This is a genomic window from Kribbella sp. NPDC058693, assembly GCF_042715335.1.
In the GTDB taxonomy this organism is placed as follows: Bacteria; Actinomycetota; Actinomycetes; order Propionibacteriales; family Kribbellaceae; genus Kribbella; species Kribbella jiaozuonensis.
Window position 1 is genome coordinate 468,720 of record NZ_JBHXSQ010000003.1, and the last position, 23,631, is coordinate 492,350.

17 protein-coding genes are annotated in these 23,631 nt (G+C 66.6%); all 17 read left to right on the forward strand.

From position 1 onward, the window contains the following. Positions 1-9: 9 nt before the first annotated feature. A complete protein-coding gene (locus ACFWUU_RS20145; RefSeq protein ID WP_380179039.1) occupies positions 10-828 on the forward strand; it encodes an MlaE family ABC transporter permease in 819 nt (272 codons plus the stop codon). Then, the gene (locus ACFWUU_RS20150) at positions 825-2,153 is read left to right on the forward strand and encodes an MCE family protein (protein WP_380177262.1); all 1,329 of its coding nucleotides are present in this window, start codon (positions 825-827) and stop codon (positions 2,151-2,153) included. Before ACFWUU_RS20145 ends, ACFWUU_RS20150 begins: the two co-directional genes overlap by 4 nt. 160 nt (positions 2,154-2,313) lie before the next feature. Continuing rightward, positions 2,314-3,345, forward strand: coding sequence for an MCE family protein (locus ACFWUU_RS20155; protein ID WP_380177263.1), 1,032 nt, complete (start codon positions 2,314-2,316; stop codon positions 3,343-3,345). Beyond that, positions 3,342-4,355: an MCE family protein gene (locus ACFWUU_RS20160; protein WP_380177264.1), complete on the forward strand. Its 1,014-nt coding sequence runs from the start codon at positions 3,342-3,344 to the stop codon at positions 4,353-4,355. Before ACFWUU_RS20155 ends, ACFWUU_RS20160 begins: the two co-directional genes overlap by 4 nt. After that, complete coding sequence (locus tag ACFWUU_RS20165) at positions 4,355-5,545, forward strand: MCE family protein (protein WP_380177265.1); 1,191 nt, start codon at positions 4,355-4,357, stop codon at positions 5,543-5,545. Before ACFWUU_RS20160 ends, ACFWUU_RS20165 begins: the two co-directional genes overlap by 1 nt. Further along, positions 5,542-6,771: an MCE family protein gene (locus ACFWUU_RS20170; RefSeq protein WP_380177266.1), complete on the forward strand. Its 1,230-nt coding sequence runs from the start codon at positions 5,542-5,544 to the stop codon at positions 6,769-6,771. The genes ACFWUU_RS20165 and ACFWUU_RS20170 overlap by 4 nt, the downstream gene beginning before the upstream one ends. Beyond that, positions 6,768-8,057: an MCE family protein gene (locus ACFWUU_RS20175; RefSeq protein ID WP_380177267.1), complete on the forward strand. Its 1,290-nt coding sequence runs from the start codon at positions 6,768-6,770 to the stop codon at positions 8,055-8,057. Before ACFWUU_RS20170 ends, ACFWUU_RS20175 begins: the two co-directional genes overlap by 4 nt. Further along, positions 8,057-8,545, forward strand: a complete 489-nt coding sequence (locus ACFWUU_RS20180; RefSeq protein WP_137258640.1) for a hypothetical protein — start codon at positions 8,057-8,059, stop codon at positions 8,543-8,545. Before ACFWUU_RS20175 ends, ACFWUU_RS20180 begins: the two co-directional genes overlap by 1 nt. Then, a complete protein-coding gene (locus ACFWUU_RS20185) occupies positions 8,545-9,228 on the forward strand; it encodes a hypothetical protein (RefSeq protein ID WP_380177268.1) in 684 nt (227 codons plus the stop codon). Before ACFWUU_RS20180 ends, ACFWUU_RS20185 begins: the two co-directional genes overlap by 1 nt. Positions 9,229-9,490: 262 nt before the next feature. Further along, positions 9,491-12,973 carry a DNA-directed RNA polymerase subunit beta gene (gene rpoB, locus ACFWUU_RS20190; RefSeq protein WP_130441516.1) on the forward strand — a complete coding sequence of 1,161 codons (3,483 nt, stop codon included), beginning with the start codon at positions 9,491-9,493 and terminating at the stop codon, positions 12,971-12,973. 68 nt (positions 12,974-13,041) lie between these two features. Continuing rightward, entirely contained in the window at positions 13,042-16,902 is a 3,861-nt protein-coding gene (locus tag ACFWUU_RS20195) for a DNA-directed RNA polymerase subunit beta' (protein WP_137258641.1), read from the forward strand. Positions 16,903-17,214: 312 nt separating this feature from the next. Beyond that, positions 17,215-18,321, forward strand: a complete 1,107-nt coding sequence (locus ACFWUU_RS20200) for a nuclear transport factor 2 family protein (protein WP_380177269.1) — start codon at positions 17,215-17,217, stop codon at positions 18,319-18,321. A 328-nt stretch (positions 18,322-18,649) separates the two neighbouring features. Beyond that, positions 18,650-19,024, forward strand: a complete 375-nt coding sequence (gene rpsL / locus ACFWUU_RS20205; protein WP_130384649.1) for a 30S ribosomal protein S12 — start codon at positions 18,650-18,652, stop codon at positions 19,022-19,024. Continuing rightward, the gene (gene rpsG / locus ACFWUU_RS20210) at positions 19,024-19,494 is read left to right on the forward strand and encodes a 30S ribosomal protein S7 (RefSeq protein WP_130384648.1); all 471 of its coding nucleotides are present in this window, start codon (positions 19,024-19,026) and stop codon (positions 19,492-19,494) included. Before rpsL ends, rpsG begins: the two co-directional genes overlap by 1 nt. A 122-nt stretch (positions 19,495-19,616) precedes the next feature. Next, complete coding sequence (gene fusA / locus ACFWUU_RS20215) at positions 19,617-21,677, forward strand: elongation factor G (RefSeq protein WP_233715182.1); 2,061 nt, start codon at positions 19,617-19,619, stop codon at positions 21,675-21,677. A gap of 74 nt (positions 21,678-21,751) precedes the next feature. Then, entirely contained in the window at positions 21,752-22,945 is a 1,194-nt protein-coding gene (gene tuf, locus ACFWUU_RS20220) for an elongation factor Tu (protein ID WP_137258644.1), read from the forward strand. 373 nt (positions 22,946-23,318) lie between these two features. Further along, positions 23,319-23,627, forward strand: coding sequence for a 30S ribosomal protein S10 (rpsJ, locus tag ACFWUU_RS20225; protein ID WP_012923688.1), 309 nt, complete (start codon positions 23,319-23,321; stop codon positions 23,625-23,627). Positions 23,628-23,631: the final 4 nt, after the last annotated feature.

The window sequence follows — 23,631 nt, forward strand, 5'->3', positions numbered from 1 at the left end:
TCGGCCCTGATGGACAACCTGGTCAAGAAGCCGCTGAACTCGCTCGACCACCTCGGTGAGCAGCTCGCGTTCTACATCAAGGCGCTCGCCTGGTCCGGCAAGTCCGTCACGCGGTACCGCAAGGAGATCCTCCGGCTGCTGGCCGAGGTGACGCTGGGCACCGGCGCGCTCGCGGTCATCGGCGGCACGGTCGGCGTGATCACGTTCCTGGCCTTCTTCACCGGCACCGAGGTCGGCCTGCAGGGCTACTCGGCGCTGAACCAGATCGGTACGTCGGCGTTCGCCGGCTTCGTCTCGGCGTACATCAACACCCGCGAGATCGGCCCGCTGATCGCCGGTATCGCCCTCGCCGCGACGGTCGGCTGTGGTTTCACAGCGCAGCTCGGCGCGATGCGGATCAGCGAGGAGATCGACGCCCTCGAGGTGATGGCGATCCCGTCGCTGCCGTTCCTGGTGACGACTCGGATCATCGCGGGACTCGTCGCCGTCATCCCGCTGTACGTCGTCGGACTGCTGTCGTCGTACTTCGCGACCCGGCTCACTGTGACGACGTTCTACGGGCAGAGCACGGGTACGTACGACCACTACTTCCATCTGTTCCTGCCACCCGGAGACGTGCTCTGGTCGTTCGGCAAGGTGCTGGTGTTCTCGGTGCTGGTCATCCTGGTGCACTGCTACCACGGCTACCACGCGACCGGCGGCCCGGCCGGTGTGGGCGTCGCCGTCGGTCGCGCCGTACGGACCTCCATCGTCGTCATCAACGTCGTCGACCTGCTGCTGTCGATGGCCATCTGGGGTACGACGACCACCGTGAGGCTGGCCGGATGACCAGACTCATTTCGCACAAGGTCCTCGGCGTCGCCTTCATCGGCGTGCTGTGTTTCCTGCTCTGGTTGACGTACGCGTTCTACGCGAAGGTCTTCACCAAGACCGTGGACATCGAGCTGAAGACCAGCCACATCGGTCTGCAGCTGAACGACCACGCCGACGTGAAGCTGCGCGGGATCATCGTCGGCGAGGTCCGCGGGGTCTCGACCGACGGCGACGAGGCGACCGTCCGGCTGTCGCTGAAGCCCGACCAGGTCGACGAGATCTCCAGCGCGGTCAGCGCCCGGATCCTGCCGAAGACCCTGTTCGGCGAGAAGTACGTCGCTCTCGTGCCGCCGAGCGGCCCCGAAGGTCGGCACATCAAGGCCGGCGACGTGATCAGCCGGGACAAGACCGCGGTCGGCATCGAGATCGAGAAGGTGCTGAACGACGCGCTGCCGCTGCTGCAGGCCGTCGACCCGGCCGACCTGAACGCCACGCTGAACACGCTGGCGACCGCGCTCGAGGGCCGCGGCACCGAGATCGCCGGCACGCTGACCCAGCTCGACGGCTACCTGAAGAAGCTGAACCCGAGCATCCCGAAGCTGATGGACGCCCTGGTCAAGCTCACCCAGGTCTCCGATCTGTACGGCGACGTCACGCCCGACCTGGTCCGTGCCCTGCGCAACCTGACCATCACCGGCAACACCGTGGTGGAGAAGGAACAGCAGCTGCAGCAGTTCTTCGGCAACGTGCAGAACCTGTCGACGACCGGCAACGCGTTCCTCAAGGAGAACGAGGACCGCGTGATCCGGCTCGGCCAGGTCAGCCGCCCGGTGCTCGACCTGCTGGAGAAGTACTCGCCCGAGGTGCCGTGCTTCCTCCAGGTGATGGCCGACACCGCGCCGGTCCTCAACGACACGTTCCGCGACGGCCGGCTGAACATCAACCTCGAACTGATCACCAACCAGCCCACGCCGTACGAGCCGAACGAGCTCCCGGCGTACAAGGACCACCGAGGCCCGACCTGCGTCGGCCGGAACTACAGCGTCCCGGGGGAGAAGCCCGGCCCGTACAACCAGGAGAACCCGGCGCCGTACGTGACCGGTGACGACGGTGTGATCGGCGACCACAACAAGAACCAGCGCTTCCCGCTCAACGTCCAGCTGAACCGCGCGATGCCGGGGTTCGCGATGGACACCCAGGGCGTCGGTACGCCGGCCGAGCAGAAGGTCGTCGATTCGGTCGTCGGCCCCGAGATGGGTCTCGCCCCGAGCGACGTACCGGACCTGACCACGCTGATGGTCGGCCCGCTGCTCCGCGGAGGCCAGGTGAATCTAAGGTGACCCCCCTCGACTGTTCGGCACGCATCTCCGGCGCCCAGGCGGGCACCTCGCTGCGTTGTCGTCGGCGCACGATGAAACCCGCATCGTGCGCCTCCTCCGCCTTGCGATGCACCCGCCTGGACACCGGAGCTGCGCACCAACAGCCGAGGGGGGTCACCCGGTGAGCTTCTTCGACAAGAAGACGACGTTCGATACCGTCCGGCTCGGGATCTTCGTGGTGATCACCACGATCGCGACCGCGCTGCTCGCGGTGACGATCGGCAACATCACCTTCAACTCGACGACGAAGTACCGGGCCGTGTTCACCGACGCGGTCGGGCTGAACCAGGGTGACGACATCCGGATCGCCGGTGTGAAGGTCGGTCAGGTCGACAAGATCCAGCTGTACCAGAACACGCTGGCGATGGTGACGTTCAGCGTCGACTCCGATCAGGTCGTCGACACCTCGACGCATGCCACGCTGCGGTACCGGAACCTCGTCGGCAACCGGTACGTCGCGCTGACCGACGGCGTCGGTGGCGGCGAGCGGCTGAAGAAGAACGGGATCATCCCGAAGGAGCACACGACCCCCGCGCTGGATCTGTCGGTGCTCTTCAACGGCTTCAAGCCGCTGTTCACCGCATTGACGCCCGCGGACGTGAACCAGTTCGCCTTCGAGGTGATCAAGGTGCTGCAGGGCGAGGGCGGCACGATCGAGTCGCTGCTCGCGAAGACCGCGTCGCTGACGACCACGCTGGCCGACGCGGACCAGGTGATCGGCGACCTGATCACGAACCTGACCTCGACGCTGCAGATCGTCTCGCAGCGGCAGCAGAACTTCTCCCAGTTGCTGGTCAACCTGCAGCAGTTCATCACCGGCCTGAGCCAGGACGTCACCCCGATCCTGAACTCGCTCGGCTCGATCAACTCGCTGAACACCAAGACCGCCGGCCTGCTGCAGCAGACCCGGGTGCCGATCAAGGCCGACCTGGACAAGCTGCGGATCACCGCGTCGACGCTCGACGACACCCAGGCGATCTGGGTGAAGACCTTGCAGTTCATGCCGCAGAAGCTGAACACGATGACCCGCACCGCGTCGTACGGCTCCTGGTTCAACTTCTACCTGTGCAACTTCGACGGCAACGTCACGCTGCCGACAGGGACTCGCATTCCGGTCGCCTACGACCTCAACTCGGCGAGGTGCAAGAAGTGAAGCCCTTCCGCGAGCAGAACCAGGTGACGATCGGCGTCATCGGGCTGACCGTGATCGGCCTGATCATGCTGGCCGCGTTCAAGGCACAGGACCTGCCGCTGATCGGCGGCGGGACGAAGTACTCCGCGCAGTTCTCCGAGGCCGGCGGCCTGAAGCCGAACGACGAGATCCGGGTGGCCGGCGTCCGCGTCGGCAAGGTCCGCAAGGTCGAGCTCGAGGGCACCCACGTCCGGGTCGACTTCGTCGTCGACAAGGGCGTGAAGCTCGGCGACCAGACCGGCGCCGAGATGAAGATCAAGACCCTGCTCGGCCAGAAGTACCTGAAGCTCGACCCGGCCGGCCAGGGCCAGCTCAAGGCCGGCTCGGAGATCCCGCTGGCGCGCACGGTCTCGGCGTACGACGTCGTGGACGCGTTCACCGATCTGGCCAACACCACCGAGCGGATCAACACCGCGCAGCTGGCCAGGGCCTTGGACACGTTGTCGGCGACGTTCAAGAACACCCCCGAAGAGGTCAAGGCCTCGCTGACCGGGCTGTCGCGGCTGTCGCGCAACGTCGCCGCCCGGGACGAGCAGCTGAAGTTGTTGCTCCAGCATTCGAACGTGGTCACCAAGGTTCTTGCCGACCGCAACCAGCAGCTGATCAAGCTGATGAAGGACGGCAACACCGTCTTCCAGGCCGTGCAGGCGCGGCGGGCGCTGATCCACCAGTTGCTGGTGTCGACGCAGCAGCTGGCCTCACAGATCACCGCGCTGGTCCGGGAGAACCGCAAGGACCTCGCCCCGACGCTGCAGAAGGTCAACGCGGTCCTCGCCGTACTGCTGCAGAACCAGAACTCCCTGGACGCGAGCATCAAGGGCCTCGCGCCGTTCGTCCGGGTCTTCACCAACACGCTCGGCACCGGGCCGTGGTTCGACACCTACCTGCAGAACCTCGCGCCGGTGCCGGAGATCCCGCTGCCGAAGGTGCCGATTCCCGGCCTGCCGGCGATCCTGGGAGGTGGCGGCTGATGAAGGTCAACGCCCTGTCCCGGCTGATCGCGATCGGCGTGGTCGTGGTGATCCTCGCGGTCAGCGCCGTGACGTTGTGGCCGAAGCCCGCGCGGGTGACGGCGACGGCGTACTTCCCGCGCGCAGTCTCGGTGTACCCGGGGTCCGACGTACGGATCCTCGGGATCAAGGTCGGCGAGGTGGAGAGCATCACCCCGGCCGGGCGGACCGTTCGGGTCAAGTTCTGGTGGGACGCGAAGCACAAGGTGCCGGCGACCGCGAAGGCGGTCATTGCCTCGCCGTCGATCGTCGCGGACCGGTACATCCAGCTCACCCCGGCGTACTCCAAGGGTGACGTGATGGCCGACGGCGCACAGATCCCGATCGAGCGGACCGCCGTACCGCTGGAGCTCGACCAGATCTACCAGAGCCTGAACGACCTGTCCGTGGCGCTCGGCCCGAAGGGCGCGAACGACCAGGGCGCGCTCGCCCGGCTGCTGGACGTCTCGGCGAAGAACCTGAACGGCCAGGGCGCCAAGCTGAACCAGACCATCACCGACGTCTCGAAGCTGACCAGCACGCTGTCGGGCAATTCCTCGGCGCTGTTCAACACGATCCGGCAGCTGCAGACCTTCGTGTCTGCGCTGGCCGCGAACGACCAGCTGGTCCGCCAGTTCAACTCGAACTTCGCCTCGGTCTCGACCACCCTGGCCGGCGAGCGGAAGGACCTCGGCGCCGCACTGTCGCTGCTGGCCACCGCGCTCGGCGAGGTCGCGACGTTCGTGAAGGACAACAGGGGACTGGTGAAGTCGACGGTCAGCCAAGCCACTCAGCTGTCGCAGATCCTGGTGAAGGAGAAGGCCGCGATCGCCGAGGTGCTCGACACCGCGCCGCTCGGTCTCGGCAACCTGGCCCGGATCTACAACCCGCAGTTCGGCACCCTGGACCAGCGCATCAACCCGGCGCAGCTCGACGACCCGGCGACCTTCGTCTGCTCGCTGTTGCTGCAGGTGAACCAGCCGTTGTCGAGCTGCTCGGCGCTGAAGCCGGTCCTCGACGCGCTGGCCAAGTTGCCGCTGATCACCCAGCTGACCGGCGCCAACGCGCCCGTGAGCGGCGGCCCGGCCGGCACGCCGTGGGCTCCGACCCCGAAGGCCCCGCTGAACAGCCCTGATCCCGTGGATCCGACGCTCGGGGGGTTGGTCAAGTGAAGCGCCGTACGTCGATCGTTGCCGGCGTGATCGCCCTGGCGACCTTGCTGACCGGATGCGATTTCAGCGTGTACTCGCTGCCGTTGCCGGGTGGCGCGAAGATCAAGGGGCCGTCGTACACGGTCACCGTCGAGTTCGCCGACGTCCTGGACCTGGTGCCGAAGTCGACGGTGAAGGTGGACGACGTCACCGTCGGCACGGTCGAGAAGGTCTGGCTGGACGGGTACATCGCGAAGGTGCGGATCAAGCTGCCGAAGAGCCTCGCGCTGCCGGACAACACGCACGCCACGATCCGGCAGACCAGCCTGCTCGGCGAGAAGTTCGTGTCGTTGTCGCGGCCGACCGGATCCGAGCAGCCCCGCGGCAAGCTCGAGAACGGCGAGCTGATCCCGCTGTCGCGGACGACCAGCAACGTCGAGGTCGAGGAAGTCCTGTCCGCGCTCTCGCTGCTGCTGAACGGCGGCGGTGTGGCCCAGCTGCAGATCATCACCCAGGAGCTGAACAAGGCGCTGACCGGCAACGAGCCCGCTATCCGGGACGTGCTGACCCAGCTGAACACCTTCGTCGGCACCCTGGACCAGAACAAGGCGCGGATCGTCACCGCGATCACCGCGGTCGATGCGCTGGCCAAGAAACTCAACGCGCAGAAGGCGACGCTGGCGACCGCGATCGACTCGCTGCCGAAGTCGATCGCGACCCTGGACAAGCAGCGGGCCGCGCTGGTGAAGACGCTGCAGGCGCTGGCGACCCTGGGCAACACCGCGACCCGGGTGATCACCTCGGCGCAGAAGGACCTGGTGGCCAACCTGCAGTCGCTGTACCCGATCCTGACCAAGCTGGCCGAGGCCGGGGCGAACCTGCCGAAGTCGCTGGAGCTGCTGTTCACCTACCCGTTCCCGGACCAGGCCGCGAACGCCGCCAAGGGTGACTTCACCAACCTCGGGATCACGCTCGACGTGAACACGCAGAAGGCACTCAAGGGCCTGCTCGGCATCACTCTGCCGACGATCGGCCCGACGGCGCTGCCGACCGGCCGGATCAGTCTCCCGGTGCATCTGCCGACCAGCCCGGGCAAGAGCGGCATCCTGCCGACACTCCCGGTCCCGACCGGTACGGCGACGACCTGCATCACCCTGCTCGGGCTGCCGGTTTGCACACCGCAGCTGAAGCGGTCCGGGTTCGATCCCGACCTTGCCCGTGCGCTGATGCCGGGGGCGGTCAAATGATCACCAGAGCGGTCCGGATCCAGCTGATGGTGTTCCTGCTGATCACCGTCGTCGGCGTCGCGTTCGTCGGCGCGAAGTACGCCCAGGTCGACAAGCTGATCGTCGACACCGACTACACCGTCAGCGCCAGCTTCGCCGAGTCCGGCGGCATCTTCTCCGGCGCCGAGGTGACGTACCGCGGCCAGCCGGTCGGCCGCGTCGGTCAGCTGAAGCTGCTGTCCGACGGCGTCGACGTGAACCTCGTGATCGAGAAGAAGTTCAAGATCCCCAACGACCTGATGGCCGTGGTCGCGAACCGGTCCGCGATCGGCGAGCAGTACGTCGACCTGCAGCCGCGCCGCGACGGAGCGCCGTACCTGCAGAACAACTCGAAGATCGCGCGCCAGGACACCGCCGTACCGATCGACACCACCGAACTGCTGCTGAACCTCGACCAGCTGGTGAACTCGGTCGACAAGAACAGCCTGAAGACGACCGTCCGCGAGCTCGGCGAGGCCCTGAAAGGCAAGGGCACCGACCTGCAGAAGATCATCGACAGCTCCGGCCAGCTGATCGACACCGCGGACGCGAACGTGCTGCAGACGATCAAGCTGATCAACGACGGCGACACCGTTCTCGCCACCCAGGTGGCCAGCGGTGACGCGATCAAGACCTGGGCGAAGAACCTCGCGCTGCTGTCCGACACCCTGGTCAGCTCGGACGCGAACCTGCGCAAGGTGATCGACCAGGGCTCGCTCGCGTCCACCCAGCTGACCGGCCTGATCCAGGACAACCGCGCGGACATCGCGGTGCTGCTGGGTAACCTGCTGACGGTGAGCGAACTGACCGCGGTCCGGCTGGATGCCGTCGAGCAGCTGTTCGTCGTCTACCCGGCGGTGGCGATGGGCGGGTACGTCGTACCGGCCAAGGACCCGGGCACCGGGCACTACGACGCCCATTTCGGGCTGGTCGTCGGCCTCACCCCGCCGGCCTGCCGGCCCGGGTACGGCGGCACCGCCAAGCGGGTCCCGCAGAACACCGCGAACACCCCGGCCAACACCAAGGCCGGCTGTACGGCGAGCCCGTCGAGCGGGATCAATGTCCGCGGCTCGCAGAACAAGCCGAGCCCGTCGTCGCGCGACCTTAACCGGACCGGCTACGGGGTCGGGTACGACCCGGTGACCGGTGAGGCCGGCGGGTCCGGCGGGATGCCGGCGATGACGCTCGGCTCGACCGGCGGTCAGGAGGAGCTGCTCGGCAGCGACTCCTGGAAGGCCCTGATTCTCGGACCGGTGACGAGCAAGTGATGGCACGGAACGGCCGGATGATTCTGGCGTGGGCGCTCAGCGTCCTGCTCCTGGTGGCACTCGCGGGGCTGACGCTGTCGGTGGTCGGCCTGAGCAAGCAGCGCGCCGCCGACTCGCAGCGCGACGGCGCGATGAAGGCCGCGCGGCAGCTGGCGCTGGACTTCACGACGTACGACTACCAGACCTGGGACGCGGACTCGAAGCGGGTGCTGGACGACTCGACCGGGCAGTTCAAACAGGAGTTCCAGTCCGGGATCGACGCCGTGAAGACCGATGTGGTGACCAACAAGGCGACCTCCAAGGGGGACGTGAAGGAGGCCGCCGTGGTCTCGAACGACAAGGACTCCGCCCAGGTGCTGGTGATCGTGAACGCAGTGGTGACGAACACGGCCTCGACCGACGGGGTCGAACGCCGGTACCGGATCAAGCTCGACCTGGTCCGGGAGAAGAACCAGTGGCTGACCGCTGACCTCCAGGTGGTGGGCTGATGGCAGACAATCGCAACCGCCGCCCCCGGATCGCCGGCCAACGCCGCCCGAAGCCGAGCATCCAGGATGTCGCCGAGGGCGACCTGAAGATCACCGAGAGTCCTGACGAGACCCCGGTCGAGGATGTGACACCAGCCACACCACAGCCCGCGAAGCCTTCGAAACCGAAGCCAGAAGCTCCGGCTGTCACTCAGCGTGAGCGCCGGCAGAGCGACGTACTGCTGGCCGGACTCGGCCTGGTCGTGGTCGTCACGCTCGTCGTGGCGGCTGTGCTCGGGGTGAAGGCGTGGCACGGGAAGCAGGCCGAGGACGCCCGCGACCAGGCGGCCGCCGCGGGCCGGAAGGCGGCCGAGACCGCACTCAGCTATGACTACCGTGACCTGGACAAAAGCTTCGCCGCGGCCCGCGCGACGATGACCCCGGACTTCGCCCAGAAGTTCGACCAGACCGCCAAGGTGGCCGGCGAACTGGCGACCAAGACCAAGGCCACGGTGAAGGCCGATGTCCGCGAGGTCGGGGTCCGCGACGGCGACGCCGACCGGGTCACGCTGATCATCTTCGTCAACCAGACGACCACCAGCACGATCACGAAGGGTAGTCCCCGGGTGGATCTGAACCGGACCCGCTTCACAATGGTCCGAAACGGCGATCGATGGCTGGTCCAGGAGATCGCCGGACTGTAATCTCTAGGTGACTCCGCACCAAGAGGACGCTGGGTGGCTCGTGGGTGATCTACCCGCTGGAGACCCCGGGTCGGTCCTTGACGGAGAGGGTGGTCCAACGGCAAACTATTGGACCCCATTGGACAGGCTTGCCTGGATCATGTAGCCTATTGCTTTGCGCTGCCTTTTTCCTCGCCTCGGCTCGGGTCTCGACTTGACTGGGGCGGCTTGGCGTGCGCTCCCAGCACCGATGTGATTTTGCGAGCCCGTGGAAGGACGCCCCTTGGTCGCCTCGCGCAACCCCCAGTCCGACAGCATTTCCAACGTCACCGGCCCCCGCCGCATCTCCTTCGCAAAGATCTCCGAGCCTCTTCAGGTTCCGGATCTGCTTGCGCTTCAGGTGGATAGTTTCGACTGGCTGGTCGGTAACGAAACGTGGCAGGCCCGCGTGGCCGCCGCCGAGGCCGAGGGGCGGTCGGACCTGTCCGGCCCCAGCGGCCTGGAAGAGATTTTCGAGGAGATCTCCCCGATCGAGGACTTCAGCGGCACCATGTCGCTGTCGTTCCGCGACCACCGCTTCGAGCCTCCGAAGAACACGGTGGACGAGTGCAAGGAGCGGGATGTCACCTATTCCGCGCCGCTGTTCGTCACCGCCGAGTTCATGAACAACGAAACCGGTGAGATCAAGAGCCAGACCGTCTTCATGGGCGACTTCCCGCTGATGACGCGCAAGGGCACCTTCGTCATCAACGGCACCGAGCGGGTCGTCGTCTCCCAGCTCGTCCGCTCGCCCGGTGTGTACTTCGAGCGCACCCCGGACAAGACGTCCGACAAGGACATCTTCACCGCCAAGATCATCCCGTCGCGCGGCGCGTGGCTGGAGTTCGAGGTGGACAAGCGCGACATGGTCGGCGTCCGCCTCGACCGCAAGCGCAAGCAGAACGTCACCGTCCTGCTCAAGGCGCTCGGCTGGACCGACGCACAGATCCTGGAAGAGTTCGGCGAGTACGAGTCGATCCGGCTGACCCTGGAGAAGGACCACACCTCCGGGCAGGACGACGCGCTGCTGGACATCTACCGCAAGCTGCGTCCGGGTGAGCCGCCGACCCGCGAGGCCGCGCAGGCGCTGCTGGAGAACTACTACTTCAACGGCAAGCGCTACGACCTGGCCAAGGTCGGCCGGTACAAGATCAACAAGAAGCTCGGCCGTGACGAGGCGCACGACATGGCGGTGCTGACCGTCGACGACATCGTCGCCACGATCAAGTACCTGGTCGCGCTGCACGAAGGCAAGACCGAGCTGCCGGCCCCGAAGGGCGAGATCGTCGTCGAGGAAGACGACATCGACCACTTCGGCAACCGCCGTCTGCGCACGGTCGGCGAGCTGATCCAGAACCAGCTCCGCACCGGCCTGGCCCGGATGGAGCGGGTGGTCCGCGAGCGGATGACGACCCAGGACGTCGAGGCGATCACGCCGCAGACCCTGATCAACATCCGTCCGGTGGTGGCGGCGCTGAAGGAGTTCTTCGGCACCTCCCAGCTGTCCCAGTTCATGGACCAGACGAACCCGGTCGCGGGTCTGACCCACAAGCGCCGGCTGAACGCGCTCGGCCCGGGTGGTCTGAGCCGTGAGCGGGCCGGCTTCGAGGTCCGCGACGTGCACCCCTCCCACTACGGCCGGATGTGCCCGATCGAGACCCCGGAAGGCCCGAACATCGGCCTGATCGGCTCGCTCGCGTCGTACGGCCGGGTGAACGCGTTCGGCTTCGTCGAGACGCCGTACCGCAAGGTCGTCGAGGGCCAGGTCACCGACCAGGTCGACTACCTGACCGCCGACGAGGAGGACCGGTTCGTCATCGCGCAGGCCAACGCCGCGCTGAACGACGAGAACCGGTTCGCCGAGGAGCGCGTGCTGGTCCGTCGCCGTCACGGTGAGGTCGAGCTCGTCCCGGTCGACGACGTCGACTACATGGACGTCTCGCCGCGCCAGATGGTGTCGGTGGCGACCGCGCTGATCCCGTTCCTCGAGCACGACGACGCCAACCGCGCGCTGATGGGTTCGAACATGCAGCGCCAGGCGGTGCCGCTGATCACCTCGGACGCGCCGCTGGTCGGCACCGGGATGGAGTTCCGCGGTGCGGTCGACGCCGGCGACGTGGTCGTGTCCGACAAGGCCGGTGTGGTCAAGGAGGTCTCGGCCGATCTGATCGAGATCGCCGCCGACGACGGCACGTACCAGACCTACCGGATGGCGAAGTTCCGCCGCTCGAACCAGGGCACCTGCATCAACCAGCGCCCGCTGGTCGACGCCGGGCAGCGGGTCGAGATCGGTACGCCGCTGGCCGACGGTCCGTGCACCGACGAGGGCGAGATGGCTCTCGGCCGGAACATGCTGGTCGCGTTCATGACCTGGGAGGGTTACAACTACGAGGACGCGATCATTCTCAGCCAGCGCGTCGTCCAGCAGGACCTGCTGACCTCGATCCACATCGAGGAGCACGAGGTCGACGCTCGCGACACCAAGCTGGGGCCGGAGGAGATCACCCGGGACATCCCGAACGTCTCCGACGAGATGCTGTCCGACCTGGACGAGCGCGGCATCATCCGGATCGGCGCCGAGGTCACCACCGGTGACATCCTGGTCGGCAAGGTCACGCCGAAGGGCGAGACCGAGCTCACCCCGGAGGAGCGGCTGCTGCGCGCGATCTTCGGTGAGAAGGCGCGCGAGGTCCGCGACACGTCGCTGAAGGTGCCGCACGGCGAGGAGGGCACCGTCATCGGTGTCCGGGTCTTCGACCGCGACAACGGCGACGAACTGCCGCCGGGCGTCAACCAGCTGGTCCGCGTGTACGTGGCCCAGAAGCGGAAGATCTCGGTCGGCGACAAGCTGGCCGGCCGGCACGGCAACAAGGGCGTCATCTCCAAGATCCTTCCGGTCGAGGACATGCCGTTCCTCGAGGACGGCACCCACGTCGACGTGATCCTCAACCCGCTGGGCGTGCCCGGCCGGATGAACGTCGGCCAGGTGCTGGAGACCCACCTCGGCTGGATCGCCTCCCGCGGCTGGGAGGTCGACCCGGAGAACGAGGAGGAGTGGGCGCAGCGGCTGATCAAGATCGGCGCCGGCGCGGCCGAGCCGATGACGAACGTCGCCACCCCGGTCTTCGACGGCGCGACCGAGGACGAGGTCACCGGCCTGCTGTCCTCCACGCTGCCGAACCGCGACGGTGTCCGGATGGTCAACGGGCAGGGCAAGGCACGCCTGTTCGACGGCCGTTCGGGTGAGCCGTTCCCGGACCCGATCGGTGTCGGCTACATGTACATCCTGAAGCTGCACCACCTGGTCGACGACAAGATCCACGCGCGGTCGACCGGTCCGTACTCGATGATCACCCAGCAGCCGCTGGGCGGTAAGGCCCAGTTCGGTGGCCAGCGGTTCGGCGAGATGGAGGTGTGGGCCCTCGAGGCCTACGGTGCCGCCTTCGCGCTGCAGGAACTGCTGACGATCAAGTCCGACGATGTCGTCGGCCGGGTCAAGGTGTACGAAGCGATCGTCAAGGGCGAGAACATTCCGGAGCCGGGTATCCCGGAGTCGTTCAAGGTTCTGGTCAAGGAAATGCAGTCCCTCTGCCTCAATGTCGAGGTGCTCTCGTCCGACGGAAGCCGGGTCGAGATGCGCGACAGCGAGGAGGACGTCTTCCGGGCGGCAGAGGAACTGGGCATCGACCTGTCCCGGCGCGAGCCGAACAGTGTCGAGGAGGTCTGAGCGGGTTGCCGCTTGACATCAACAACCAACTCACTCAGACCACTTTTAGCAACGGGAGATAACACATCGTGCTCGACGTGAACTTCTTCGACGAGCTTCGGATCGGCCTGGCGACCGCGGATGAGATCCGCCAGTGGTCGCACGGCGAGGTCAAGAAGCCGGAGACGATCAACTACCGGACGCTCAAGCCCGAGCGTGACGGCCTCTTCTGCGAGAAGATCTTCGGTCCCACCCGGGACTGGGAGTGCTACTGCGGCAAGTACAAGCGCGTTCGCTTCAAGGGCATCATCTGCGAGCGGTGTGGCGTAGAGGTCACCCGCTCCAAGGTGCGCCGCGAGCGGATGGGCCACATCGAGCTGGCCGCGCCGGTCACCCACATCTGGTACTTCAAGGGTGTCCCGTCGCGGCTCGGCTACCTGCTCGACCTCGCCCCGAAGGACCTGGAGAAGGTCATCTACTTCGCGGCGTACATGATCACCGACGTCGACGACGAGGCCAGGCACCGCGACCTGTCCTCGCTCGAGGGCCGGGTGGACGTGGAGCGCAAGCAGCTCGAGAACCGTCGTGACAACGACATCGAGCAGCGGATGAAGAAGCTCGAGGAGGACCTGGCGCAGCTCGAGGCCGAGGGCGCCAAGGCCGACGTACGCCGCAAGGTGAAGGAAGGCGCCGAGCGTGAGGTCAAGCAGCTGCGCGACCGTGCGCAGCGCGAGATCGACCGCCTCGACGAGGTCTGGACCCGGTTCAAGAACCTCAAGGTCCAGGATCTGGAGGGCGACGAGATCCTCTACCGCGCCATGAAGGAGCGGTTCGGCAAGTACTTCGAGGGCGCCATGGGTGCCGCCGCGATCCAGCGCCGGCTGGAGACCTTCGACCTGAAGGCCGAGGCGGACAACCTGCGCGAGACGATCAAGACCGGTAAGGGCCAGCGCAAGACGCGTGCCCTGAAGCGGCTCAAGGTCGTCACGGCGTTCCTGGCCACCAACAACAGCCCGATGGGCATGGTGCTCGACTGCGTCCCGGTGATCCCGCCGGACCTGCGGCCGATGGTTCAGCTCGACGGTGGCCGGTTCGCCACCTCGGACCTGAACGACCTGTACCGCCGGGTGATCAACCGGAACAACCGGCTCAAGCGGCTGCTCGACCTGGGCGCGCCGGAGATCATCGTCAACAACGAGAAGCGGATGCTGCAGGAGGCCGTCGACGCGCTGTTCGACAACGGCCGCCGCGGTCGTCCGGTCACCGGCCCGGGCAACCGGCCGCTGAAGTCGCTGTCCGACATGCTCAAGGGCAAGCAGGGTCGTTTCCGTCAGAACCTGCTGGGCAAGCGCGTCGACTACTCGGGCCGTTCGGTCATCGTGGTCGGCCCGCAGCTGAAGCTGCACCAGTGCGGCCTGCCGAAGGCGATGGCGCTGGAGCTGTTCAAGCCGTTCGTGATGAAGCGGCTGGTCGACCTCAACCACGCGCAGAACATCAAGTCCGCCAAGCGGATGGTCGAGCGTCAGCGCGCCCAGGTCTGGGACGTGCTGGAAGAGGTCATCACCGAGCACCCGGTTCTGCTCAACCGTGCACCAACCCTGCACCGGCTGGGTATCCAGGCGTTCGAGCCGCAGCTGATCGAAGGCAAGGCGATCCAGATCCACCCGCTCGTCTGCTCCGCGTTCAACGCGGACTTCGACGGTGACCAGATGGCGGTGCACCTGCCGCTGTCGGCCGAGGCGCAGGCCGAGGCCCGGATCCTGATGCTGTCGACCAACAACATCCTGAAGCCGGCCGACGGCCGTCCGGTCACGATGCCGACGCAGGACATGATCATCGGCATCTACTTCCTGACGATGCTGAAGGACGGCGCCAAGGGCGAGGGCCGGGCGTTCAGCTCGGTGGCCGAGGCGATCATGGCCTTCGACCGCCACGAGCTGGCGCTGCAGGCCAAGATCTCGCTGCGGCTGAACGGTTCCGCGGCTCCGGCCGACGCGATCGAGCTGGCCGACGGTGGCTTCGGACTGGAGACCACCCTGGGTCGCGCGCTGTTCAACGAGGCGCTGCCGGCGGACTACCCGTTCGTCGACACCGAGGTGGGCAAGAAGCAGCTCGGTGGGATCGTCAACGACCTCGCGGAGCGGTACACCAAGGTCGAGGTCGCACACGCCCTCGACGCGCTGAAGGACCTCGGTTACTACTGGTCCACCCGTTCCGGGGTGACCGTGTCGATCGACGACTTCAGCACGCCGCCGTCCAAGCCGGAGATCATGGCTCGGTACGAGGCCCAGGCCGAGAAGGTCCAGAAGCAGTTCGAGCGGGGTCTGATCACCTCGTCCGAGCGGCGTCAGGAGCTGATCGAGATCTGGACCGGCGCCAACGCCGAGGTCGGTAAGGCGATGGAGGAGAACTTCGCCAAGGACAACCCGATCTGGATGATGGTGCACTCCGGTGCCCGAGGCAACATGATGCAGATCCGGCAGATCTCCGGTATGCGTGGTCTGGTGGCCAACCCGAAGGGCGAGATCATCGCCCGGCCGATCAAGTCCAACTTCCGCGAGGGCCTGTCGGTGGTCGAGTACTTCATCGCCACCCACGGTGCGCGGAAGGGTCTGGCCGACACCGCGCTGCGGACCGCCGACTCGGGTTACCTGACCCGTCGTCTGGTGGACGTGTCGCAGGACGTGATCATCCGCGAGGAGGACTGCGGTACCGAGCGGGGCCTGCCGAAGCAGATCGGCGAGAAGGACCCGAGCGGCAAGGTCGTCCACGCCGAGAACGTCGAGACCAGCGCGTACGCGCGGACCCTGGCCACCGACGCCCTGGACGCCGACGGCAACGTCGTGCTCGCCGGCGGCGCCGACCTGGGCGACGTGTCGATCGCGAAGCTGGTCGCGGCCGGGATCGAGGAGGTCAAGGTCCGGTCGGTGCTCACCTGTGACGCCAAGACCGGTACCTGCGCGAAGTGCTACGGCCGTTCGCTGGCGACCGGCAAGCCGGTCGACATCGGCGAGGCGGTCGGCATCATCGCGGCGCAGTCCATCGGTGAGCCGGGTACGCAGCTGACGATGCGTACCTTCCACACCGGTGGTGTCGCGGGTGATGACATCACCCACGGTCTGCCGCGTGTCGTCGAGCTGTTCGAGGCCCGCCAGCCCAAGGGCAAGGCGCCGATCTCGGAGGCCGCCGGCCGGATCTCGATCGAGGACACCGACAAGACCCGGAAGCTGGTGCTCACCCCGGACGACGGTTCCGAGGAGGTCGCCTACCCGGTGTCGAAGCGTGGCCGCCTGCTGATCGAAGAGGGTCAGCACGTCGAGGTCGGTCAGCAGCTGACGCAGGGTACGCCGGACCCGCAGGAGGTTCTGCGGATCCTGGGTGTCCGCAAGGCGCAGGAGCACCTGGTGGACGAGGTCCAAGAGGTGTACCGGTCGCAGGGTGTGGCCATCCACGACAAGCACATCGAGATCATCGTCCGGCAGATGCTGCGCCGGGTCACGGTGATCGAGTCGGGCGACGCCCAGCTGCTGCCGGGTGAGCTCGCGGACCGGATCATGTTCGAGGCGGAGAACCGCCGCGTCGTAGCCGAGGGCGGTACGCCGGCCTCGGGTCGTCCGGTGCTGATGGGTATCACCAAGGCCTCGCTGGCGACCGAGTCGTGGCTGTCGGCCGCCTCCTTCCAGGAGACGACCCGCGTCCTCACCGAGGCCGCGATCCACGGCAAGTCCGACTCGCTGGTCGGTCTGAAGGAGAACGTCATCATCGGCAAGCTGATCCCGGCCGGTACGGGCATGGACCGTTACCGCAACATCCGGGTGGAGCCCACCGAGGAGGCGAAGGCCGCGATGTACTCGATGGTCGGCTACGAGTCGTACGACTACGACTTCGGCCCGTCCTCGGGCCAGTCGGTCCCGCTCGACGACTTCGACCTCGGTTCGTACCAGAACTGATCCGAGTCACACCGCCCGAGGGCGGCATCCCCATCCCGGGGGTGCCGCCCTCGCGGCATTTACGCGCCGGTACGGCCAGGCTTGGAGAAGACACTCGGGGTGGCGGCTGAAAGTGTGGGCGGGATAGGCCAAGATTGGTGCATGACGGATCTGCCGGCCTACCTGCGGCCTTTCGTCTTGGGGGTTCTGGATGGTCCTGATGTACGTGTCGATCGCTTGGGGGAGATCGACCTGTACCGCCCGCCCGGGACCGCCCGAGGCGGTGCAATTCTCTTTGTGCACGGGGGTCCTGGACCCGCCGGTCTCGAGGTCATGCCTCGGGAGTGGCCGGTCTACAAGGGCTATGCGACCGCGGCCGCCAGGCGAGGCCTGGTAGCAGCGGTCGTCGACCACAGCCTGATCCACGGTCTCGACCGACTGGTCGCGGCCGCGGACGAGGTGGAGGCCGCGGTCGGCGTACTGCGTTCTGATCCGCGGGTGGACCCTGATCGGGTCGGTCTGTGGTTCTTCTCCGGCGCGGGCCTGCTGGCCGGGGAGTGGCTGGACAGCCGCCCCGACTGGTTGCGGTTCGTCGCCCTGACCTACCCCCTGCTCGCCACCCCGCCCGGTGTCGACGATTTGGTTACCGCCGCCGAAGTGATCGGCAAACACAAGGACCTGCCGGTGCTGCTGACGAGAGCTGGACTCGAGCGTGAGGAGCTCGCCGGTCCGGTCGCGGAGTTCGTTTCCGCGGGTGGCGCCGCGCTGGACATCATCGACGTACCGAAAGGGCACCACGGGTTCGACATGCTCGACCACACCGAAGAATCACGCGCCGCCGTCACCAAGGCTCTCGACTGGGCCATCGCCCACCTCGGCGAGGAGCCCGGTGACGACGGCAAGCTCCTCGTCCCACCCCCAGCCGCCAAGAAGACGACCTCGACCCGGCGGACGCCGTCCGCCGCCAAACCGGCCACAGCGGTCAAGGAGGCCCCTGCCGGCCCCGCTACCCGGCAGACCCCGCCCCCCGCCCCCAAGGCCACTCCAGCTCCCGCAGCGCCGGTTCAGGCCCCGCTGGCCGACCTGGGGATGGCGACGGTCGCGGCCGTCACCGCCGATACCCCGGCCGCCCGGGTGATCAGCCGCGAGCACGCCGCCTTCGACGCGCACGACCTCGAGGCCTTCCTGGCGATGTACTCGCCGACCGCGCGGATCCAGCTCGCCGACGGCACCGAGCTGAAGGGCCGGCGGTTCCTGCGCGAGCACTACAGCCCGCGCTTCAACGCCGGCCAGTGCAAGACCGAAGTGGTCCAGCGACTGATGCTGGGGGAGTGGGTCGTCGAGCACGTCGTGTCGTACGACGACGGCGGGAGCACCCCGCAGCTCGGTCTCTACCGTGTCGTCGACGGTCTGATCACCGACGTCGAGTTCCGCGCCTGACCCGCTCCGAGCAGGGCCCCTGGAAGCGTTTGCCAAGGCTCACCCCGGGGGCCCTGTACACTAGAAAAGCGGAAGCTCCTCGACCGCGGTTGATTACTCATTTTGACCGTGCTTGAGGCACCCGCTAGTCTTAACGATCGTGCCCGGGGTCTTCCTTGGGCCGTCATGCGTGCCCCTCGTCCAACGGGTCGGGCCGCGTGGCACGGGACTTCCTGCCGACAGTCTTGAGATTAAGGCCCCGGTACGCCCGTGCGCACGCGACACACCCGACCGCGGGGGTCAGGTAAGAGCAACAAACCCAGCCGGACGACAGAAAGAGACCCACGCGGTGCCCACCATTAACCAGCTGGTCCGCAAGGGCCGCCAGGACAAGGTGTCCAAGAACAAGACGCCGGCCCTGAAGGGTTCCCCTCAGCGTCGTGGTGTGTGCACGCGCGTCTACACGACCACGCCGAAGAAGCCGAACTCGGCGCTTCGTAAGGTTGCGCGTGTCCGCCTGACCAGCGGTATCGAGGTCACCGCCTACATTCCCGGCGTCGGCCACAACCTGCAGGAGCACTCGATCGTGCTCGTCCGCGGCGGCCGCGTGAAGGACCTCCCCGGTGTCCGGTACAAGATCATCCGCGGTTCGCTCGACACCCAGGGTGTGAAGAACCGGAAGCAGGCTCGCAGCCTCTACGGCGCGAAGAAGGAGAAGAGCTAATGCCGCGCAAGGGTCCCGCCCCGAAGCGCCCGGTCATCATCGACCCGGTCTACAGTTCGCCGCTCGTCACCCAGTTGATCTCGAAGATCCTGGTCGACGGCAAGAAGCAGATCGCGCAGAGCATCGTCTACAACGCCCTCGAGGGCACCCGGACGAAGACCGGCACCGACCCGGTGATCACGCTGAAGCGTGCGCTGGACAACGTGAAGCCGAGCATCGAGGTGAAGAGCCGCCGCGTCGGTGGTGCCACCTACCAGGTGCCGATCGAGGTCAAGCCGGGTCGTTCGACCACGCTGGCCCTGCGCTGGCTCACGTCGTACTCGCGGGCCCGTCGGGAGAAGACCATGTCCGAGCGGCTGATGAACGAGATCCTGGACGCGTCCAACGGTCTCGGTGCGTCGGTGAAGCGCCGCGAGGACACGCACAAGATGGCCGAAGCCAACAAGGCTTTCGCCCACTACCGCTGGTGATCCGGGGTCCGATCCGGACCCCAGCGTTCACCCCTTTGACGCAAGACAGAATCGAGAGGTAGACCACCGAGGTGGCCGTACAAATCACCACCGACCTGGCCAAGGTCCGCAACATCGGGATCATGGCCCACATCGACGCCGGCAAGACGACGACGACCGAGCGGATCCTCTTCTACACCGGTATCACCTACAAGATCGGTGAGGTCCACGACGGCGCCGCCACGATGGACTGGATGGAGCAGGAGCAGGAGCGCGGCATCACGATCACGTCCGCCGCGACGACCTGCACCTGGAAAGACCACACCATCAACATCATCGACACCCCGGGGCACGTCGACTTCACCGTCGAGGTGGAGCGCTCGCTGCGCGTCCTCGACGGCGCTGTCGCGGTGTTCGACGGTGTCGCCGGCGTCGAGCCGCAGTCCGAGACCGTGTGGCGCCAGGCGGACCGGTACGGCGTGCCGCGGATCTGCTTCGTCAACAAGCTGGACCGGACCGGCGCGGAGTTCATGCGCTGTGTCGACATGATCGTCGACCGGCTGGCCGCGGTGCCGCTGGTGCTGCAGCTGCCGATCGGTTCCGAGGCCGACTTCATCGGTGTCGTGGACCTGGTCGGGATGCGTGCGCTGACGTGGCGTGGCGAGACCACGATGGGTGAGGACTACACCGTCGAGGAGATCCCGGCCACCCACACCGAGATCGCCGCCGAGTGGCGCGACAAGCTGATCGAGACGCTGGCCGAGGCCGACGACGAGATCATGGAGATGTACCTGGAGGGCGACGAGCCCACCCAGGAGCAGATCGTCGCGGGTATCCGGCGGGCGACCATCGCCAGCAAGCTGACCCCGGTGCTGACCGGCACGGCGTTCAAGAACAAGGGCGTCCAGCCGCTGCTCGACGCGATCAACGCGTACCTGCCGAGCCCGCTCGACGTCCCGGCCATCGAGGGCCACGACGTCAAGGACCCGGAGCAGGTCGTACTGCGCAAGCCGGCCGACGACGAGCCGTTCTCGGCGCTGGCGTTCAAGATCGCGGCCGACCCGCACCTGGGCAAGCTGACCTTCATCCGGGTGTACTCGGGCAAGCTCGAGACCGGCACTCAGGTGATGAACCCGACCAAGGGCCGCAAGGAGCGGATCGGCAAGATCTACCGCATGCACGCGAACAAGCGTGAGGAGATCGCGTCGATCGGCGCCGGCCACATCGTCGCGGTGATGGGTCTGAAGGACACCACCACCGGTGAGACGCTGTGCGACCCGGCCAAGCAGGTCGTGCTGGAGTCGATGCAGTTCCCGGCCCCGGTCATCTCGGTCGCCATCGAGCCCAAGTCGAAGGCCGACCAGGAGAAGCTGGGCGTCGCGATCCAGCGGCTCGCCGAGGAGGACCCGACCTTCCAGGTCCGGACCGACGAGGACACCGGCCAGACCATCATCGCCGGTATGGGCGAGCTGCACCTCGAGGTGCTGGTCGACCGGATGAAGCGCGAGTTCCGGGTCGAGGCGAACGTCGGTAAGCCGCAGGTCGCCTACCGCGAGACCATCAAGAAGAAGGTCGAGAAGGTCGACTACACGCACAAGAAGCAGACCGGTGGTTCGGGTCAGTTCGCGCGCGTGATCATCGACATCGAGCCGACTTCGGTCGAGGCCGGTGGCGAGGGTGGCTACGAGTTCGTCAACGCCGTCACCGGTGGCCGCATCCCCCGGGAGTACATCCCGTCGGTGGACGAGGGCGCCCAGGAGGCGATGGAGTTCGGCGTACTGGCCGGCTACCCGATGGTGGACGTCAAGGTGACACTGCAGGACGGCGCCTACCACGACGTCGACTCCTCCGAGCTTGCCTTCAAGATCGCCGGTTCGATGGCCTTCAAGGATGCTGCCCGCCGGGCGAATCCGGTCATCCTCGAGCCGATGTTCGCGGTCGAGGTGATCACCCCCGAGGACTACATGGGTGAAGTGATCGGCGACCTCAACTCCCGTCGTGGCCAGATCCAGTCGATGGACGAGGGCCCCGGTGGCAGCCGGGCCGTGAAGGCTCTGGTGCCGTTGTCCGAGATGTTCGGGTATGTCGGTGACCTGCGGTCCAAGACCCAGGGCCGCGCGTCCTACTCGATGCAGTTCGATTCCTACGCCGAGGTTCCGAAGAACGTGGCGGAAGAGATCATCAAGAAGGCCCGGGGCGAGTAATCTCTCGCTCCTGACCACCACACCCCAAGCGCGTCGGCGTACGGCGTAGTCAACATTTATCTAGGAGGGCCCCAGTGGCGAAGGCGAAGTTCGAGCGGACTAAGCCGCACGTCAACATCGGCACCATCGGTCACATCGACCACGGTAAGACCACGCTTACCGCGGCGATCACCAAGGTGCTGCACGACAAGTACCCGAACCTCAACGAGGCGTCGGCCTTCGATCAGATCGACAAGGCGCCCGAAGAGCGTCAGCGCGGTATCACCATCTCCATCGCGCACGTCGAGTACCAGACCGAGGCCCGGCACTACGCCCACGTCGACTGCCCGGGTCACGCGGACTACATCAAGAACATGATCACCGGTGCGGCCCAGATGGACGGTGCGATCCTGGTCGTCGCCGCCACCGACGGCCCGATGCCGCAGACGCGTGAGCACGTGCTGCTCGCCCGTCAGGTCGGCGTGCCGGCGATGGTCGTCGCGCTGAACAAGTGCGACATGGTCGACGACGAGGAGATCCTGGAGCTCGTCGAGCTCGAGGTTCGCGAGCTGCTCTCGGAGCAGGAGTTCGACGGCGACAACGCGCCGATCGTGCGGGTTGCCGCACACCCGGCGCTGCAGGGCGACGCCAAGTGGGGCGAGTCGATCATCGAGCTGATGGACGCGGTCGACTCCTACATCCCGCAGCCGGAGCGCGAGGTCGACAAGCCGTTCCTGATGCCGGTGGAGGACGTCTTCACCATCACCGGTCGCGGCACGGTCATCACCGGCCGGATCGAGCGTGGTGTGGTCAAGATCAACGAGACGGTCGACATCGTCGGTATCCGTCCGGAGAAGCAGACCACCACGGTCACCGGTATCGAGATGTTCCGCAAGCTCCTCGACGAGGGCCAGGCCGGTGAGAACGTCGGTCTGCTGCTCCGTGGTACGAAGCGCGAGGACGTCGAGCGCGGCATGGTTGTCATCAAGCCGGGCACCACGACCCCGCACACCAACTTCGAGGCCTCGGTCTACATCCTCTCGAAGGAGGAGGGCGGCCGGCACACGCCGTTCTTCCAGAACTACCGCCCGCAGTTCTACTTCCGCACCACGGACGTCACCGGCGTCGTCACGCTGCCCGAGGGCACCGAGATGGTCATGCCGGGCGACAACACCGACATGTCGGTCGAGCTGATTCAGCCGATCGCCATGGAAGAGGGCCTGAAGTTCGCGATCCGTGAAGGTGGCCGCACCGTCGGCGCCGGCCGGGTCACCAAGATCCTCAAGTGATCACACGAGGTCCGCGAGGGCTCGCACCACTGAGCCTCCGCGGACCTCTGCTTTGCGCCTGATCCGGCGCTCAGGTGGTACCGGATCAGGCGGAAAGCCACCCGATTGGCGTTTCGGCGCCGATCTCTGGCACAATATTCAGGTTGCTCAGGCGAGGCCGCCGGGGCGCGCCCCAGACTGTCGTCTGGCTGGTGCGCCGGACCGGAGACCATGCCGAGGTTCGGTCCGAGACCGGGCCCCGATCACCATCCCAGGTCGAAGAAGCGGTGGGTCACGCGCGTGCCGCGCAGTATTGCACCGGTTTGGCGACACACCCGACCGCGGGGGTCGGAGCAACGCACCGAAAGACGATAGAGAAGGACGAAGCGAAGCGATGGCGGGACAAAAGATCCGCATCCGGCTGAAGGCCTACGACCACGAGGTCATCGACAGCTCGGCACGCAAGATTGTCGACACGGTGACGCGTACTGGTGCGAAGGTTGCTGGCCCGGTGCCGTTGCCGACGGAAAAGAACGTGTTCTGCGTCATCCGCTCGCCGCACAAGTACAAGGACAGCCGCGAGCACTTCGAGATGCGCACCCACAAGCGGCTCATCGACATCATCGACCCCACGCCGAAGACCGTCGACTCGCTGATGCGTCTCGACCTGCCGGCCGGTGTCGACATCGAGATCAAGCTCTGAGGGA